Consider the following 17,421-nt stretch of genomic DNA (forward strand, 5'->3'; position numbering starts at 1 on the left):
AATGATGGAGGTTTTCTAAGATGCGAAGCAAAAAGGGAATCATCCTAGCTAGTTGTATGACAACGATTTTTTTATTGGCAGGCATTGTAGCTGTAACCGCTTCTGATTCGATTAAGCTGGAAGTGAACGGCCATATGATTCAAACCGATGTACCTCCGCAAATTATTAACAACCGCATGATGGTGCCAGTGCGTTCAATTAGCGAGGCGTTAGGGGCAAAAGTCAATTGGAACAAAGAGGGAAATAAAGTGGAAGTCGATATGACGGATGTCGACTCACCCCAAGAGGAAGATAAGTCGCTCCAGCGTCAGGTAGAACTGCTGCGAAACTGGATTGCGCCGGTCAGCGCCAATAAGGCGGTGGAAACATGGGCAGAAGCGGTGAAGCAGAGAAACGGTGCTGTGCAATATGCGATGTTCGCTCCGGACGTCCAAGAGCAGACACGAGAACAGTTGAAGCGGTTCAACTGGGTCACCGGTGTATCAAGTCCATGGGTCGAGCGTTACGAGATCAATGAGCAGAAGGTTTCGGCTGAAGATGCGGTAAAATATGAAGTTATCTTTCATATGGCAACGTCAACGGGAAGTGCCGGTACCGCTCATGCGAGCTTGACGGTAAGCAAAGGAGATGGCGGCTGGCTGATTACCGAGTTACTTAATGACGGCTCGTCTAATATACCGGGAGTGAATGATAAGGCTGGCGATGGTTCTACTGATTCGACGACGGGGGAGGTGCTGAAGCATCCGCAAGCTGTACAGATGATAAATGATAAAATCGGTTGGGCCTGGGAGTCCGATCCGTTGAAGGTGGTTAAGACGATAGACGGGGGGCAGCACTGGAAAGAGGTTCCTCTAACAGGGCTGGACGATGAATCCACTGCTAGCATTTCCCAGCCAGCGTTTGAGTTTCTCGATGCAGACCATGGCTGGATTAGCTGGACGAATGACAAGGAAATGGTAATCGCCTATACAGCTGATGGAGGGCGACATTGGAGCCAAACTTCAATTCCTGGCTATAATATGGCTGTGGATTTTACCTTCCTCAATGATCAGGAAGGCTGGTTGTTAACGGTCGGAGATGCCGCGATGATGAAGAGTGAGAAAAGAGTGTTTCGGACGATAGATGGGGGAGAAACGTGGGAGCTATTATCCAGCAACACCGATTACTTGGAGTCCGATGAGGCAACGAGGAATGCTCTTTCGTTAACCGGAACGGCCAATGGTATCATTTTCAGCGACGCAGAGCATGGATGGGTTTCGCTGGACAATCCGGTCAGTGATGAATTGTTGTTTTATCAGACTGTAGATGGTGGCAAGAGCTGGAGTCCGGTTGAGCTTAACGTGCCTGAAGAGGTTGAAGGTGAAGAGTTCATTACATCTTTTTCCGTGCCGCAATTTTTTGGCTCGCAAAAGAAAGAAGGAATTGTGATTGCCCGCTTTGCGTATCGTGACGAGCAATCAACCGTTGCGTTTCGCACAATGAACGGGGGGGAATCATGGGATGGTGAACTTCTACCAGCCGAAGTGAATGTAGAAAATGTCAGCGATATGACCTTCGCTGCTCGCGATAGGGGCTGGGCTATTGTTGACGATGGATTGTACCGCACAAGAGATGGCTTAGAGTGGGAAAAGGTGTCCACCAATAAGACGTTCAACGAAACGCTGAAAACAAATTCGGTGCTCAAACAGATCGTCTTTGTTGATAACATGGAGGGCTGGATCTTGGCAGCGTCGGAAGACTTGGAGGATGAAATACTTTTAAAGACCGAAGACGGCGGAGAAACATGGAAGCAAGCGCCGATCAAGGGATAGAAGCTTAGGGATATGTCGCCCACAATTTTAGGCGGTGTGTCAAAGGGTCGCAGTTCCTTTGACACACCTCTCTTTGTTTTAGCAGCCGACAAAACGGGTACTCAACCTGCAAAGCATGATAAAGGAGGAGTACTGATGAGTGATAAACCGAACAAAAAAGATGAACAACTGGAGCAGTTTCGCGTTGAAGATGAGGGCAAAAAGCTGACGACGAATCAGGGGTTGAAAGTCGCGGAGGATGAATTCTCCCTCAAAGCGGGAGAACGGGGCCCGACATTAATGGAAGATTTTCATTTCCGTGAAAAAATGACGCACTTTGATCATGAGCGTATTCCGGAACGGATCGTGCACGCCCGTGGTTTTGCGGCTCATGGTGAGTTTCAAGTATATGAATCGATGAGGAAATATACGAAGGCGAAATTCCTGCACGATCCAGCGGTGAAGACGCCTGTTTTTGTGCGGTTTTCGACCGTTGCGGGCTCCAAGGGCTCAGCAGAGACGGTCCGTGACGCGCGCGGGTTCGCGACGAAATTTTATACGGAGGAAGGAAATTATGATTTAGTCGGAAATAATATTCCGGTTTTCTTCATTCAGGATGCGATGAAATTCCCCGATTTGATTCATGCGGTGAAGCCGGAGCCGCATAATGAGATGCCGCAGGCTGCTTCCGCGCATGATACATTTTGGGATTTTGTCGCCAACAATCAAGAGTCGGCCCATATGGTCATGTGGACGATGTCTGACCGCGCCATTCCGCGTAGCTTTCGGATGATGGAAGGGTTTGGCGTGCATACGTTCCGTTTTGTGAATGAAGAGGGCGAGGCGTTTTTTGTGAAATTCCATTGGAAGCCGGTTCTCGGCACCCATTCTTTAGTATGGGATGAAGCGCAAAAGATTTCAGGGAAGGACCCGGATTTTCACCGCCGTGATTTGTGGGAGGCGATTGAAAATGGGGATTACCCGGAATATGAGCTGGGCGTCCAAATTGTTGAGGAGAAGGACGAATTCTCTTTTGACTTCGACATTCTTGATCCGACGAAAATATGGCCGGAAGAGGACATCCCTGTCAAAATCATCGGGAAGATGACATTGAACCGCAACGTTGACAATGTCTTTGCGGAAACGGAACAGGTCGCCTTCCATCCAGGTCATGTCGTGCCGGGCATTGATTTTACAAATGACCCGCTGCTACAGGGACGGTTATTTTCCTACACAGATACGCAGCTTATTCGCTTAGGCGGGCCGAATTTCCATGAGCTGCCGATCAACCGCCCGGTCTGTCCGTTCCATAACAATCAGCGCGATGGCTATGGCAGACAGACGATCAACAAGGGGCAGGTCAGCTATCATAAAAATTCTCTCGCCGGGAACACGCCAGCGCCGGCCAGTGAGGCAGAAGGCGGCTATGTTCACTATCAGGAAAAGATAGATGGGCGCAAAATCCGGGCTCGCAGCGAAAGCTTTAAGGATCATTTTTCACAGGCGACGTTATTTTGGAACAGCATGAGCGAGCCGGAGAAGCAGCATCTTATTGAGGCATTCAGCTTTGAGCTTGGAAAGGTGGAAAGCAAATCCGTTCAACGGCAGGTTGTCGAGATGTTTGCCAATGTCAGTCTCGATCTGGCAAAAGGGTTTGCTGAAGCGATTGGAGTCGAGGCTCCGAAAGGCGGAGGCTCTTCTGTAACGAAGTCATCACCAGCTTTAAGCCAGGAAAATACAATAAAAAAGGTCGATACACGTAAAGTTGGTGTTATTATTGATGACGGCTTTAATGGCCAGGATGTAATGGCCGTACTGGACCGCTTAAAGCAGGAGGGCGCGAAGCCGGAGATTGTCAGTGACCGGCTTGGAAAGAAAACGGGCTCGGACGGCAGCGAGCTGGAAGTGGATCATACATTCTTGACCGGGGAGTCCGTGCTGTTCGATGCGCTTTATCTGGTCGGAGGTAACAACGTTGACCGCTCGTTTATTAAGGACGCCTTGTATTTTCTCCATGAAGCGTATGATCACTTTAAGCCGATCGGCGCCACCCATCAAGGACTGACATGGGTGAAAGAAGCCGGCATGGAAAACAGCGCGGGTGTTGTCACAGCTGAACAGAACATCGAGACATTTACTACGCAGTTTCTCGAAGCAATCGCCGCTCACCGGCATTGGGCTCGGCAAGTAAAGTAAAACCAGAAGGGGGTGGCACATGGGCCCACCCTCTTTTTTTGTCTGTCATCCTCTTTGGTAGGTGCATCACGCTTAAAATCGCGGTAAGAAATTAGCATACATGTCCGAATCATGCATAATTTTGTCACGAAATATAGCTTACTTTTTCTTATCAGATCAACTATACTTAAGTTAGAGAATAGATCTGGCTCAATTCGGAATCCATTCTTTATTCAAATTTTCGAAGAGAGTAGGTCGTCTATGAATAACCAAAAAAAAGCGAAAGAAAATCTTAGAAAGAATATCGTACCGTTTGAAAAATCCAATACGAAAGCTAGCGTATTGCAATTGATAAATACGATGGTGCCCTTTGTGGTGCTGTGGTTTTTGGCTTACTTATCCCTCTCCGTTTCTTACTGGCTCACATTGGCCATAGCGATCCCGACTGCAGGCTTGCTTGTCAGAATTTTTATTATCTTCCATGATTGCTGTCACCAATCCTTTTTCTCCAACCGTAAAGCAAATACGATTGTCGGAACGATAACCGGCATTTTAACGTTTACTCCGTTTCATCAATGGCGTTATACGCATAATGTTCACCACGCGACGAACGGAAAGCTCGATAACCGCGGTGTCGGTGATGTCTGGACGATGACGGTGGAGGAATATGTAGCGGCTTCCCGTCTGAAGAAGCTGATGTATCGCCTTTATCGCAATCCGGTTTGCATGTTTGGCATCGGGCCATTTTATATTTTCCTGATTGATTACCGGTTTAACCGTCCGGGCGCGCGGATGAAGGAACGTCTTAACACGTATTTAACGAATAGTGGCATTGCGGCGATCATTGTCGGCCTGTCCTTTTTAATCGGCTGGCAACAATTTTTGCTCGTGCACGGTCCGATCTTTTTCTTTTCGGCTGCTGCCGGCATTTGGTTATTTTATGTCCAGCATCAGTTCGAGGACTCCTATTTTGAACGTAATGACAAATGGGATTATATTAGAGCGGCTGTACACGGGAGTTCGTTTTACGAACTGCCGCACGTCCTCCGCTGGATGACGGGCAATATTGGCTACCACCATGTGCATCATCTCAGCCCGAAGCTGCCGAACTATCATTTGCAAAAAGTGCATACGAACAATCCTGATTTGCAGAAGGTGACGACGATTAATTTGCTGACGAGTCTCAGATCGTTGCGGCACCGTTTGTGGGATGAAGAGAACCGAACATTTGTCAGCTTCGGCGAATTAAAAAGACGAGAACGGGCAAAGAAAAAAGCGAGCTGATTTGATTTTGTAAAGATGGAAGTCAAGGAGCCTGAGACAAAGGTTGGTGCCTTCGTTCTCAGGCTTTGTTTTCGCTTTTCGAGGGAAGCAATCTTGCCGGAGGAGGATGCCTTATGGAAGGGAAGCGATTATTTTTTGATTCTGTGCTCACATCCTTTGTCGTAAGTGTTATTGTTTCGATTTCGGTTAAGATCATTGTCGCTTATGAATTGAAGCGCAACCCAATAGGATTTGATTTTGAATGGCTGATGGTCTTTACCGCATTTGCGGTATGCTTTTTTGGCCTCTCAGTGTTTGCCGCACCTCTTTACTACTTTATTAGAAAATTACCGCTCCACCCTTTTTTAAAGATCGCCGTTTTTAATAGTGTTGGCATTCTGTTTGTTTCGGTCAGCTTTTTTAACGCCAAGATGACCGGGGACGTCATTTTCCTGCCTTTTTTAGCTGCGATCCCTTTGTTTACGCTGATGTCCGAATGGGTGGGGCGTTTTGCCGGAGTAAGCTGTTCCGGTCAGGCTTAATAAGGAGCATGAGAACAATTTCTTTGCTCCTTTTTTAAAAGACTTGGCTTCGCGCGTTACACGTCAGTTTGAAAGAACCCCACTTTTAGACTGACTCAAAAGATTGTCAAAAAAGGTGGCAGTAGCTTCGTTCTGCGCAAAGTTCATCCCGAAGAAACCTGCTTCGAGCTTAAGAAAAAAGATAAAAGCAAACCTTTTTTCTCAAGCTCTATAAAACCCGTTTGAAGAATGCTTTTACCGGATCGAGCAGCTTGAATGGCTCGTGCCCTGCTCCGGGGACTTCGACATATTCGACTTCGATCGAGTGGGCTTCGTAGTTGTCACGCAGAGATTGCAGGCGTTCGATGCGGGTGTGGCCGATTTGGCTTGTGTCAAGCGTCGCTGTCGGATCGGAGAGCGGTTTGGCGCTGCCGTGGTCTTCGCTGCCGATCACGAGCTGGACCGGTACTTGTTTTAATTGAGCGAAATTAATTGCCTGACCGAAGCGCGCTTCGAAATCCTGGATGCCGGCATACCACACTTTTGACTCGTCCAAGTACGTCAGGCGGCCGGGGGCGCCGATTGAGAGGCCGAGCAGCCTATCGGGATGGAGATAATAGAAACGGTGAACGAACTGACCGCCGCCTGAGAAGCCGTGGAGGAGAAATTTGTCCTTGGCGATCGAATATTTGGAAGCGATTTCATCGATCATCGCCAATAGGACGTGATCGAAGCGGATGTCATGAAAGGCGATGAATTTATAATTGTCGGTATCATCTGGTTCAATAATGCCAGATGGGAAGAGGGGTGCCAAAATAATGGTATCGGTTTCTTCGGCGAAGTCTTTAAAAGAGCCTCTGAATTTTTGCGCGGCGCGCTCATCGCCGTGAACGATAACAGCTAATGAATAGGTTGTGCCTTCCTCGCGTTTTGGGATATAGGCATAGTAGGAAAAACGCTGGTCGTATTGACAGGCAAAAAGACTAACAGAGCCATACTTGTTACTGTAGACAGGTGTCGTTTGTTTACTCATTGAAAAGTCCCCTTCACATTAGTGATTTTGAAAAGAATAAGTGCTTCACCACTTATTTTATCACTATACGCAAAGGGGATGGATGTCTTTTGTCGATTATAATGTGCTAATGTGCTGAAAAAAGCTTTTCATATGTGCTTTTAGTAAGCAAAGATCGCGGCTTAGCCAGCGGGCATGAAAGCCGACCGGATCAAGCGATGTCACCGCAAAGCGGCAATCTTGATCAATCGGACAGGCTTCCTGCAGCTCGGCTGCGGATTCACCAAAGTCCGGGGAAAAGAACCAGGCGCTCCCGTAATAATAGTCATCGAGCATGCCGAGCTGGGGCGTAGCGTCCGGTTGGAAGCGGAGCCGGTCGTAGGCGATTTGCCGGCCTTCGTACGCAACCGACAGCTTTAAATCGAGTGACTCATACTGGAAGCTTTCGGCATGCTCCAGCCGACCAGGTGATAAAATTTCGGCAAAATAGCAGGTGGAGCTGGAATCAAGCGCGATCTCGATCGTTTGCACGAAACGCGAGCCGGCAAACGGGATCGTCGTTTCCGGATGCCAGTAAAGGCTGCTCTCTTCGCTAATATCAAAGCTCAGACTTTGCTTGCTTACTTCTCCATCCAGCCGGGCCGGGTAAATCTTTGTGGATGACTGCTGGATCAGATGAACCTTGGCGGCGGCAGAGGCCGAGATCGTCATCCGGTTCTCGTCGCCGCTCGCGATCCCGCCCGATGTATCGACCAAATAAACAGTCGCAGCTCCATCATCATCCGGGTAAAGAGCGCGGCTCGCTTTCAGCGGCGGCAGCTGATAGCAGCTCATCATTCTCGTTTTGCCGCGATGATGGGCGAAGCTGAGGTCAAGCCGGCCTTGCAGTGTCTGGAAGGCGGCAGCGGCGTGGCTCATGTATTAGCCGGCTCCTCGGCAAAGTCCTCCAGCAGCAGTTGCGATTGTATCCATTTGATGATCTCATCAATGCCAATATCCTTTTTTTGATTGGCAAATACGAAAGGACGCTCGCCTCTTGCCCGGCTCGTATCTGATTTCATTAAGTCGAGGTCGACATCGACGTAAGGTGCCAGGTCGATTTTGTTAATGACAAGCAAGTCGGAACGAGTGACGCCAGGCCCGCCTTTGCGGGGAATATCCTGCCCTTCGGCGACGTCGATCACGTAAATAAAGCCGTCGACGAGCTCGGGACTGAATGTCGCTGAGAGATTATCGCCACCGCTCTCGACAAAAATGATATCGAGGCTGGAAAAGCGTTGCTTTAATTCATGGATCGCCTCAAAATTCATCGAAGCATCTTCTCTAATAGCGGTATGCGGGCAGCCACCGGTTTCAACACCGATAATGCGGTCGGCTTCAAGTACTCCATGTGTCGTTAAAAACTGGGCATCCTCTTTCGTATAAATATCATTTGTAATGACGGCCAGCTCGTATGTCTCATGCAGCTTGCGCGTCAATCGTTCGACCAACGATGTTTTCCCTGAGCCGACCGGACCGCCGATTCCAATTCGTACGGGCTTCATCCTATCATCTCCTTTTTGAAAAGCCGCCTGTGGCGCTTTTTATGATCAAAATTTTCGGGTTACTCGTGGAAGGGCGTCGGCTTCGCTCGTTACACGTCTATCTGAAAGAACCCCACTTTCAGATAGACTTATAGAAATGGTAACGGCGCCGCCCGACGCTTCTAAGAAAAGTCGCCTGTGGCGCTTTTCTTAGGAAATAAATAAGCGTGAGAATAAAAATTCATGCTCCATTGAGGCGAGTTCAATTCCGATTGCCTGGTTGGAGACATCGTCAAGCGTGCGGGCCAATACTTGGGTCGTGACCTGTTCACAGTCGGGCAAAATTGCGTGGATCGCCTGAACGCCGGTTGTTTGCCCAAGTGGGACGGCACGGACAGCATTATGGATCAGGTTGGCGACCGAGGAATAAAGAAAGCTGCAAATCGTTACCGCTAACGGCATTCCTTCGGTATATGCATAGAGCGTATAAGAGAGCGCATGGTGCCCATGGGTTCGTTTTTCTTTGATGTCCTCTCTCCATTGTGGAAGCAGTGGAGAAGAGGAGAGGGGGCAGACCGTTTCAAGAAACTGACGCCCCATTTTGGTGCTGCCGATCCGTGATTCCTTTGCCAGCTTTTGTGCGTGACAGAACGAATCTAGCTCGTAAAGAGTCGTCAGACCTGGGACTGCGGCAAGGCTTTGCCAAGCTTCCTTCACAAAGATCGCGTCGCCTGTGCCGAGATTGCCGTGAAGGTAGCTGCGGCAATACGTGAGCAGCGTCTCTTTGTCGTGGATCTTTCCTTGCTGAATATAGGTTTCCATCCCAAAGGAATGGGTGTATGAACCGATCGGAAAAGCGGAATCATGAATGTGCATGAGCTGCAGAAGCTGATTCATCTGGATCGTGATGGTGGTGTCCTTTGTATTTGAAAGGCTCGTTAAATCGTTTCTCTGCTTCGACATAGGCAACCCCCGTTTCGCGAAAGATCACTTCAAGTGTCTGGTCGTAGCGGACGATAATCTCATCGTCTTCGATAATACAAGGGGTGTGGCGGTTGCCAAGCTCAAAGGCGACCTTTCCCATCTCGGTAAGCGTGGCAGGCTTAATGACGTAAGCCGGCTCAAGCTTCGTCCGGATGGCGATCGTTGAAGTATCGTTATGGAAAAGCACGTCGCCATAGCGCAAGCCCTGCTCATCGAGGACGATCGCCACCTCGCGGCCAGTTGTTGTCGTTTTGCGCAGGATTCGCTTGTTCAGTTCCTCCCAATCGAGCTCAATCCATTCGACCTTCTCTTTGTCATGCTGCATATCTTCAAGGTTGCCAATCACTTTTGTCATTCGCATCGTTGCTCGCCTCCTCGATAAAATTAAAATAAGAAATAACGCTGAGCCATCGCCACTGTTTCAAACGGCTCGCATGTGACTAGTTTGCCATCAACCTTAACCTCATACGTTTCCGGATTGACCTCAATATCCGGCGTCGCGTCGTTCAGCTTCATGTCCGCTTTTGCCAGGTTACGGCAGCCATGGGCGACGGCAATCTTCTTTTGCAGCCCAAGCTGTTTATGGACACCTTGGTCGTAGGCCGCTTGTGACAGGAACGTCAGGCTTGTCGCCTGGACGGCTTTGCCGAAGCTGGCGAACATCGGCCGCTGCATCACCGGCTGCGGCGTCGGAATCGAAGCGTTCGGATCTCCCATCTGGGCGTGGGCAATCATTCCGCCTTTAAGCGTCAGTTCAGGTTTGACCCCAAAGAAGCGCGGGTCCCACAGGACAAGGTCGGCGAGCTTTCCGACTTCAATAGAGCCAACCTCATGGGCAATGCCGTGCGTAATCGCCGGATTGATCGTGTATTTCGCGATATAGCGCTTAATGCGGAAATTATCATGGTCATAAGGGGCATCCTCTTCAAGCGGCCCGAACTGTTTTTTCATCTTATCGGCCGTCTGCCATGTTCTCAGAACAACTTCGCCGACTCTGCCCATCGCCTGGGAGTCGGAGGAAATCATGCTAATAATCCCAAGATCGTGAAACACATCCTCGGCTGCGATCGTTTCCGGCCGAATCCGCGAATCGGCAAAAGCGACATCTTCTGGCACACGAGGATCAAGATGATGACAGACCATCAGCATATCGAGATGTTCATCGATCGTGTTGATCGTAAATGGCCGCGTTGGATTCGTTGAGGACGGCAGAATATTGGCCAGGCCGGCAATTTTAATAATATCGGGGGCATGTCCGCCACCGGCTCCTTCGGTATGATACGTATGAATTACCCGATCGCCGATTGCCGCCACGGTTTCCTCCAAGAAGCCGGCTTCATTTAATGTATCGGTATGGATGGCGACCTGTACGTCCATCTCATCAGCAACATCGAGACAGGTGCGGATCGTCGCCGGGGTCGTCCCCCAATCCTCATGAAGCTTCAGGCCGATTGCTCCGGCTGCAATCTGTTCGCGCAACGGAGCGTGGCTGGCGCTGTTGCCCTTGCCGAGAAAGCCGATGTTAACCGGGAAGGCTTCGGCAGCTTCTAGCATCCGGTGAATATTCCAGCTTCCGGGTGTGCAGGTCGTTGCCTTCGTGCCGGTAGCTGGACCTGTTCCGCCGCCGAGCATCGTTGTTACCCCGGAGGAAATCGCCGTCTCGATTTGCTGCGGGCTGATGAAATGGATATGAGCGTCAATTCCGCCAGCTGTGACGATCAAGCCTTCCGCGGCAATCGCTTCGGTGCTGGCGCCGACGATCATATTGTCAGCGACGCCATCCATCACAGTCGGGTTTCCGCCTTTGCCGATGCCGACGATCCGTCCATCTTTAATTCCGATATCCGCTTTAATAATTCCGGTATAGTCGACGATGGTCGCGTTTGTAATAATCAGATCAAGCACGCCGTCATCGCGAGAATGGATGCCGCTTTGCCCCATCCCATCGCGCAGCACTTTGCCGCCGCCGAATTTGCATTCATCGCCATAAACGGTAAAGTCCTGCTCGATTTCAAGCCAAAGCTCCGTATCGGCGAGCCTGACTTTGTCACCGGTCGTCGGGCCGTACAGGCTTGCATATTGTGGACGTGTCAGTTTCAAGTTGTTTCGCCTCCTTGCCGGGCAAATGCGTCAATCTTTTTCAAAAAAGCCGTTTCTTCTGTTGCGAGACTTCCTTCTGTTAATTGGTTTAAGCCATAAATTTCCTTTAAACCGCCGAACTCAACGAGCTCAATGATTTTTTCCTCGCCCGGCTCAAAGCGAACGGCCGTACCCGCGGCAATGTCAAGACGCATGCCATAAGCGGCTTTGCGATCAAAGACGAGCTCGCGATTAACCTCGGCAAAGTGATAGTGGGAGCCGATTTGAACGGGTCGGTCTCCACTATTGGCGACGCGTATCGAGATTGTTTTTCTTCCTTCATTTAATTCAATCGAACCTTTCGCAGTCCGAATTTCTCCTGGTATCAAGGCAATCCCTCCCATTGTATGAGCTTTAGACAAAAGGGTAGGCTTTTTCCCTTTGCTCTTCCTCTTAACGTCAACTTCTGTCCCAGCCGCTATTGTATAGGGTCATGAATCGTTACAAGCTTTGTTCCATCCGGGAAGGTAGCCTCGACCTGGATGTGATCCAGCATTTCCGGAATTCCTTCCATAACATCATCGGCGGTCAGCACATGCTTTCCTTCTTTCATTAACGTAGCAACCGATTTCCCTTCTCTTGCTCCTTCAAGAATAAAGCAGCTAAGGATAGCGGCAGCTTCGGGGTAGTTTAGCTTCAGTCCTTTTTCCTTGCGCTGTTTTGCCAGCTCACCTGCCATAAATAGAAACAGTTTTTCTTTTTCGATTGGGTTAAGAATCATGTATGTTTCACCTCACATCTCATGTAAGCTTTTGCTGCTGAATATTCCAAAAGTCATATATGAACTGTAACTTGTAAAAAAAGCGGCTGCAATAATGTTGTTAAATAATCTGACATGGAAGTTGGATAGTAAAAATGACATACAGTTGTTAGATATTCAGCCATTTTGTGAGAAAATGTTCTGTCAGCTTTCCTGACATAAATGCTGTACTTGAGTTAGAAACTTGGTATTATCGGAATTGTTCGAAAAAGATAATAACTGGGAGGTCAAACATGTTACGGAAAAAGAAGTGGTTAGCTGGAGTGGTAGGACTGACAATGCTTGCCTTAACGGCTTGTGGCGGAGGAAGTGATGAGCCGACGACAGGAACTGAGGGCGGCACGGCTTCGGAGGCAGAACCCGGAGAAGAGGTTGAAATTGATGAAAGTGAACAAATTGCTGTAGGAATCCTTCATTCTTTAAGCGGAACAATGGCGATGAGTGAAACGTCCGTAAGGGATGCCGAGCTGTTGGCCATCGAGGAAATTAACGAAGCTGGCGGCGTATTGGGAAAAGAAATCGTCCCGATCATTGAAGATGGTGCCTCAGAGCCTAATATTTTCTCTGAACGCGCGACGAAGCTGTTGCAGCAGGACGGGGTCGATGTCATCTTTGGCGGATGGACGTCAGCGAGCCGAAAAGCGATGCTGCCGGTAGTCGAGGACAACAACGGACTGCTTTTCTATCCGGTTCAATATGAAGGTATGGAAGCTTCTCCGAATATTTTTTATGCAGGAGCAGCACCGAATCAGCAAATTGTGCCGGCGGTTGACTGGCTGCTTGAGAATGAAGGGACAGAGTTCTTCCTATTAGGCTCTGACTATGTGTTCCCGCGTCTGGCGAACCAGATCATTAAAGCGCAGCTTGAAGAAAATGGTGCAACATTAGTTGACGAGCAGTACACGCCGCTTGGTCATACTGATTATAATACAATTATTTCCAGGATCCGTGAGTCTCAGCCGCAAGTTATCTTCAACACATTAAATGGCGACAGTAATGTAGCTTTCTTTAAACAGCTGTCAGATGCCGGAATTACAGCCGATGATGTGACGATTCTTTCTGTCAGTGTAGCCGAAGAAGAAATTCGCGGTATTGGAGCTGACGTTCTGGAAGGTCATTATGCAAGCTGGAATTATTATCAAACTACGGACACACCGGAAAATGAAACATTTGTTGCGAAGTATAAGGAAGCATACGGTGAGGATCGAGTGACGGGCGATCCGATCGAAGCAGGATATTTCATGGTTCATTTATGGGCCCAGGCTGTAGAAGCAGCAGGAACGACTGACGTTGACGCAGTTCGGGAAGCGGCAGCCGGCATTGAGTTTAATGCGCCTGGCGGACCTGTTGTTGTCGATGGCGATAATCAGCATGTTTATAAAACGGTGCGGATTGGTCAAATCGGAGCAGATGGTCAATTTACGGAAGTATGGAATTCCGGAGAGCCGGTTAAACCAGATCCTTATTTAGAAGGGTATGACTGGGCGAGTGAAATCAGCAGCACATTAGCTCAATAGCAAATACATCATGGAGGCAATGCGGCAGCTGCTGCCAGTTCAAAGGAGGCAGCAGCTGCCTGCATATGCTGATTCTGATTGAGGAAAAAAAGGATGTGATTCACGGTGGAAGCACTACTTATCCAGGCGTTTAATGGGATCAGTTTAGGATCGATTTTGTTGCTGATCGCCCTCGGTTTGGCAATAACATTTGGATTAATGAAAGTAATCAATATGGCACATGGGGAACTGATTATGATTGGCGCTTATACGACCTATGTGGTCCAGTCGATCTTTACGCAATACGTCCCTGCGCATTTATTCGATCTTTATTTCGTGTTGGCTATTCCCATCGCTTTTATTGTTGCAGCATTAATCGGAATGTTATTAGAATATACGATCATTCGTCATCTCTATGGCCGACCGCTTGACAGTTTACTGGCGACATTTGGTGTTGGTCTCATTCTTCAGCAAACAGCCCGTTCTATTTTTGGAGCGCCGAACGTCGGTGTCGAGGCGCCGTCGTTTCTTAGAGGCGGAGTGGAGATCATGTCTGTGACATTGCCAGTTTCACGACTTTTTATTATTGCGCTCGTTCTCGTCTGTTTTGCGATTCTATCGTTTTATCTTTATAAAATGAACAATGGTCGAAAGATACGGGCGGTCATGCAAAACCGGCAAATGGCGATGTGTGTCGGGATTTCGACGCGGCGCGTGGATGCGACGACCTTTGCGATCGGCGCCGGTATCGCCGGGATTGCCGGTGCGGCTTTAACGTTAATTGGGCCGATCGGGCCGACGATCGGTACGTACTATATTGTCGATGCCTTTATGGTCGTTGTCGTCGGCGGTGTCGGGATGCTGCTCGGAACGGTCGCCGGTGCAATGGGGATCGGCGTCTTCAATACAGTATTTGAATACTGGACCAATGCTTCAATGGGAAAGGTGCTTATTTTCGCCTTAATTGTCCTGTTCCTGCAATGGCGTCCATCGGGAATGTTTTCATTGCGCACCCGTTCCCTCGATTAAACAGGAGGATACGGGCCGGTGCCTGCTGAGGATATGGAGGCTTACGACCTATCAGCAGGATTGATAGAAGGGAGAACAACATATTATGAAGCTATCAATTGCCAATTATTTGATCAGCCGAAAGTGGCTGTTTCTGATCTTGACGATTATTTTAATCATACTGCCATTTTTTCTGTCAGACTTTCGTGTCAACCTGTTAGGCCGCTATTTGGCATTTGCGATTCTTGTCATTGGACTTGATTTATTATGGGGCTATATGGGGGTACTCAGTCTCGGACACGGGATTTTCTTCGGACTCGGAGCCTATATTATGGCGATCTATTTGACGATGGAATCATCAAACGGTGTACCTGACTTTATGATGTGGAACGGCATTACCGAGCTTCCCTGGTTCTGGGCAGTGCTGCAAAATCCGGCTGTCGCGATTCTCGCCGCTATTTTTGTTCCAATGATACTGGCGACAATCCTTGGATTCTTTACATTCCGCAATCGGATTCAGGACGTCTATTTTACCATTTTGACACAGGCTCTTGTGATGGTTACCGTGACGCTGATTATTAGTCAGCAGGATGTAACAGGCGGAACAAACGGGTTAACAGGTTTCTCGACGATATTTGGCTATTCACTGTCCAACCCGGCGACGCAAAAAGCGCTCTATTATATAACGCTTGCCTGCCTGGTTATCGTTTTTCTCATCTGCACCCGTCTCGTAAACAGCCGCTTTGGGAAGGCGTTAATCGCTATTCGCGACGGGGAGAATCGCCTGCGTTTCTCCGGTTATGATACGTCGATGTTCAAAGTGCTTGTGTTCTCCATCTCGGCTGGAATTGCCGGTTTGGCCGGCATGCTGTTTGTTACGCAAGTCGGCATCATTTCGCCGACGATGATCGGCATTATCCCGTCGATTGAAATGATTTTATGGGTGGCGATCGGTGGACGGGGCACGCTTGTCGGCCCGGTTATTGGAGCGGTTTTAACAAACAGTGCCAAGACGTTTTTCAGTGAGTCGTATCCCGATATTTGGCTTTATTTTCTTGGTGCCGTGTTTGTGATTGTCGTCATTTTCTTACCTGGAGGCCTGATGAGCCTGCTGGACAAATTAAAAAGGAGAGGAAATGCAAATGAAAAACGAACAGTCAACAAAGAAAGCAAAGAAGCGGACTATCCTGCAAGCTGAACATACATCGGTTGCCTTTGGTGGATTTTATGCGATTAACGATTTTTCGATTGAAATCATGGAAGGGGAGCTTCACTTCCTAATCGGGCCGAATGGCGCCGGTAAAACAACCTTTCTTGACGTCGTCTGTGGAAAAACAAAGCAAAGTCAGGGGACGCTGATGTTTAAAGAAAAGCATGACCTGACAAAGTTGAAGGAATTTGAAATTGTCCGCGAAGGGATCGGCCGCAAATTTCAAGCTCCCTCCGTGTTTCCGAATTTAACTGTCTGGGAAAATCTTGAGCTTTCGATGAAGCAGGATAAGCGGCTATTTAGCATTTTAAAGGCGAAGTCAACAAAGGAAGAGAGGGCGCAAATTACGGAAATGCTCGAGCTGATTGGGTTGCTTCCTCATAAAGACGAAATGGCGAGGCTGCTTTCCCACGGCCAGAAGCAATGGCTGGAAATCGGGATGGTGATGATGCAGAAGCCCGATCTTCTGATGCTCGATGAACCGATTGCCGGCATGACGGAGGAGGAGGAAGAGAAGACAGGCGAATTGCTGCTGAAATTAAAGGAGCAGTGCGCGATCATCGTCGTCGAGCATGATATGGAGTTTGTCCGCAAGTATTCAGAAAAGGTGACGGTGATGCATGAAGGGCAGCTGCTTTGCGACGGGCCGATGGAAATCGTCCAGGCAAATGAGCGCGTAATGGAAGTATATCTTGGACGTAAGGGTGAGGCGAAGGATGTTGCAACTACAACAGCTTGAAGTAGCTTATGATGATAGTATCGTCATTCGTGATGTATCGCTTGAAATCAAACAGGGCCAGGTCGTTTGTCTGATGGGACGAAACGGCGTTGGCAAAACGACGATTATCAAAACGATTATGGGCGTTTTGGCGAATCGAAAAGGAACGATCACGTATAAAGGGGAGGATGTTACGAGTAAAAATCCGACCTATCGGGCGAAAAAAGGCTTCGGCTTTGTTCCGCAGGGCAGAGAAATTTTCTCCAATCTGACGGTTTATGAAAACATGCTATTAGGGCTTGAGGCGAGAAGCGACAAGAAGCGGACGATTGATGAAACGATCTATCAGTATTTTCCTGTATTAAAGGAAATGAAGGACCGCCCCGGCGGTGACCTGAGCGGCGGGCAGCAGCAGCAGCTTGCGTTTGCCAGAGCGCTTGTGTCCGAGCCTGAACTGCTGTTGCTTGATGAGCCGACCGAAGGAATCCAGCCGAATATCGTCGAGGATATTCAAAAAGTTATCAAGGACATTAAGGAAAACCAAAAGGAAACATCAATCTTGCTCGTTGAGCAAAGCTTCGATTTCGCCAAAAGTGTCGCCGATTACTTCTATATCGTCGACAAAGGAAGAATCGTCTATGAAGGCGAGGAGCTAATTGAAGAAGAGGTCAGCCGGCTGCTCAGTGTATAAGAAAAAAAGCAGGGAGAGCCTGACAGGGGATTGTTCATCACCTGTCGGGTTCACCTGCTTTTTCTTATATAAAAAATCGGAAAATCGTTTACAGGGTGATTCGAAGTGTAGAGCTCGAGACGGACCTATTG

At 48.7% G+C, this 17,421-nt stretch carries 17 protein-coding genes; 9 read left to right on the forward strand and 8 right to left on the reverse strand.

Translation table 11 applies throughout. From position 1 onward, the window contains the following. The first annotated feature begins 20 nt into the window (after nt 1-20). From M3202_RS14820 to M3202_RS14835, 4 genes are all read left to right on the forward strand, one after another. On the forward strand, nt 21-1,811 hold the full coding sequence (locus M3202_RS14820; RefSeq protein ID WP_251224096.1) for a stalk domain-containing protein: 1,791 nt from the start codon (nt 21-23) through the stop codon (nt 1,809-1,811). 135 nt (nt 1,812-1,946) lie between these two features. Beyond that, nucleotides 1,947-3,986, forward strand: a complete 2,040-nt coding sequence (locus M3202_RS14825) for a catalase (protein ID WP_251224097.1) — start codon at nt 1,947-1,949, stop codon at nt 3,984-3,986. Between the two features lie 240 nt (nt 3,987-4,226). Continuing rightward, nucleotides 4,227-5,249 (forward strand): Delta(5) desaturase DesA, encoded by a 1,023-nt coding sequence (desA, locus tag M3202_RS14830; RefSeq protein ID WP_251224098.1) that lies wholly within the window; start codon nt 4,227-4,229, stop codon nt 5,247-5,249. Between the two features lie 113 nt (nt 5,250-5,362). Next, the gene (locus M3202_RS14835) at nt 5,363-5,770 is read left to right on the forward strand and encodes a hypothetical protein (RefSeq protein WP_251224099.1); all 408 of its coding nucleotides are present in this window, start codon (nt 5,363-5,365) and stop codon (nt 5,768-5,770) included. A 208-nt stretch (nt 5,771-5,978) separates the two neighbouring features. Here the strand turns inward: M3202_RS14835 and M3202_RS14840 are convergent, their stop codons facing one another. The 8 genes from M3202_RS14840 to ureA form a co-directional block, all read right to left on the reverse strand. Continuing rightward, nucleotides 5,979-6,782 carry an alpha/beta hydrolase family protein gene (locus M3202_RS14840; RefSeq protein WP_251224100.1) on the reverse strand — a complete coding sequence of 268 codons (804 nt, stop codon included), beginning with the start codon at nt 6,780-6,782 and terminating at the stop codon, nt 5,979-5,981. Between the two features lie 96 nt (nt 6,783-6,878). Then, nucleotides 6,879-7,679 (reverse strand): urease accessory protein UreD, encoded by an 801-nt coding sequence (locus tag M3202_RS14845; protein ID WP_251224101.1) that lies wholly within the window; start codon nt 7,677-7,679, stop codon nt 6,879-6,881. Further along, on the reverse strand, nt 7,676-8,305 hold the full coding sequence (ureG, locus tag M3202_RS14850; RefSeq protein ID WP_251224102.1) for an urease accessory protein UreG: 630 nt from the start codon (nt 8,303-8,305) through the stop codon (nt 7,676-7,678). The genes M3202_RS14845 and ureG overlap by 4 nt, the downstream gene beginning before the upstream one ends. Nucleotides 8,306-8,494: 189 nt before the next feature. Further along, nucleotides 8,495-9,247 carry an urease accessory protein UreF gene (locus M3202_RS14855; protein WP_251224103.1) on the reverse strand — a complete coding sequence of 251 codons (753 nt, stop codon included), beginning with the start codon at nt 9,245-9,247 and terminating at the stop codon, nt 8,495-8,497. Beyond that, nucleotides 9,147-9,629: an urease accessory protein UreE gene (locus tag M3202_RS14860; RefSeq protein WP_251224104.1), complete on the reverse strand. Its 483-nt coding sequence runs from the start codon at nt 9,627-9,629 to the stop codon at nt 9,147-9,149. Before M3202_RS14860 ends, M3202_RS14855 begins: the two co-directional genes overlap by 101 nt. 23 nt (nt 9,630-9,652) lie before the next feature. Beyond that, nucleotides 9,653-11,368, reverse strand: a complete 1,716-nt coding sequence (gene ureC, locus M3202_RS14865) for an urease subunit alpha (RefSeq protein ID WP_251224105.1) — start codon at nt 11,366-11,368, stop codon at nt 9,653-9,655. Then, nucleotides 11,365-11,736 carry an urease subunit beta gene (locus tag M3202_RS14870; protein ID WP_251224106.1) on the reverse strand — a complete coding sequence of 124 codons (372 nt, stop codon included), beginning with the start codon at nt 11,734-11,736 and terminating at the stop codon, nt 11,365-11,367. Before M3202_RS14870 ends, ureC begins: the two co-directional genes overlap by 4 nt. Before the next feature lie 89 nt (nt 11,737-11,825). Next, nucleotides 11,826-12,128, reverse strand: a complete 303-nt coding sequence (gene ureA, locus M3202_RS14875; protein ID WP_251192649.1) for an urease subunit gamma — start codon at nt 12,126-12,128, stop codon at nt 11,826-11,828. 272 nt (nt 12,129-12,400) lie between these two features. On the opposite strand from ureA, the gene urtA reads away from it, so the two are divergent. From urtA to urtE, 5 genes are all read left to right on the forward strand, one after another. Beyond that, nucleotides 12,401-13,684 carry an urea ABC transporter substrate-binding protein gene (gene urtA, locus M3202_RS14880; protein WP_251224107.1) on the forward strand — a complete coding sequence of 428 codons (1,284 nt, stop codon included), beginning with the start codon at nt 12,401-12,403 and terminating at the stop codon, nt 13,682-13,684. Nucleotides 13,685-13,789: 105 nt separating this feature from the next. After that, nucleotides 13,790-14,692, forward strand: a complete 903-nt coding sequence (gene urtB, locus M3202_RS14885) for an urea ABC transporter permease subunit UrtB (protein WP_251224108.1) — start codon at nt 13,790-13,792, stop codon at nt 14,690-14,692. Nucleotides 14,693-14,777: 85 nt separating this feature from the next. Beyond that, a complete protein-coding gene (gene urtC / locus M3202_RS14890; RefSeq protein WP_251224109.1) occupies nt 14,778-15,869 on the forward strand; it encodes an urea ABC transporter permease subunit UrtC in 1,092 nt (363 codons plus the stop codon). Then, complete coding sequence (urtD, locus tag M3202_RS14895; protein WP_390188865.1) at nt 15,814-16,620, forward strand: urea ABC transporter ATP-binding protein UrtD; 807 nt, start codon at nt 15,814-15,816, stop codon at nt 16,618-16,620. Before urtC ends, urtD begins: the two co-directional genes overlap by 56 nt. Continuing rightward, nucleotides 16,598-17,290 (forward strand): urea ABC transporter ATP-binding subunit UrtE, encoded by a 693-nt coding sequence (gene urtE / locus M3202_RS14900; RefSeq protein ID WP_251224111.1) that lies wholly within the window; start codon nt 16,598-16,600, stop codon nt 17,288-17,290. Before urtD ends, urtE begins: the two co-directional genes overlap by 23 nt. Nucleotides 17,291-17,421 lie beyond the last annotated feature (131 nt).

It is taken from the genome of Halalkalibacter oceani (assembly GCF_023715605.1).
In the GTDB taxonomy this organism is placed as follows: Bacteria; Bacillota; Bacilli; order Bacillales; family Bacillaceae_D; genus Halalkalibacter; species Halalkalibacter oceani.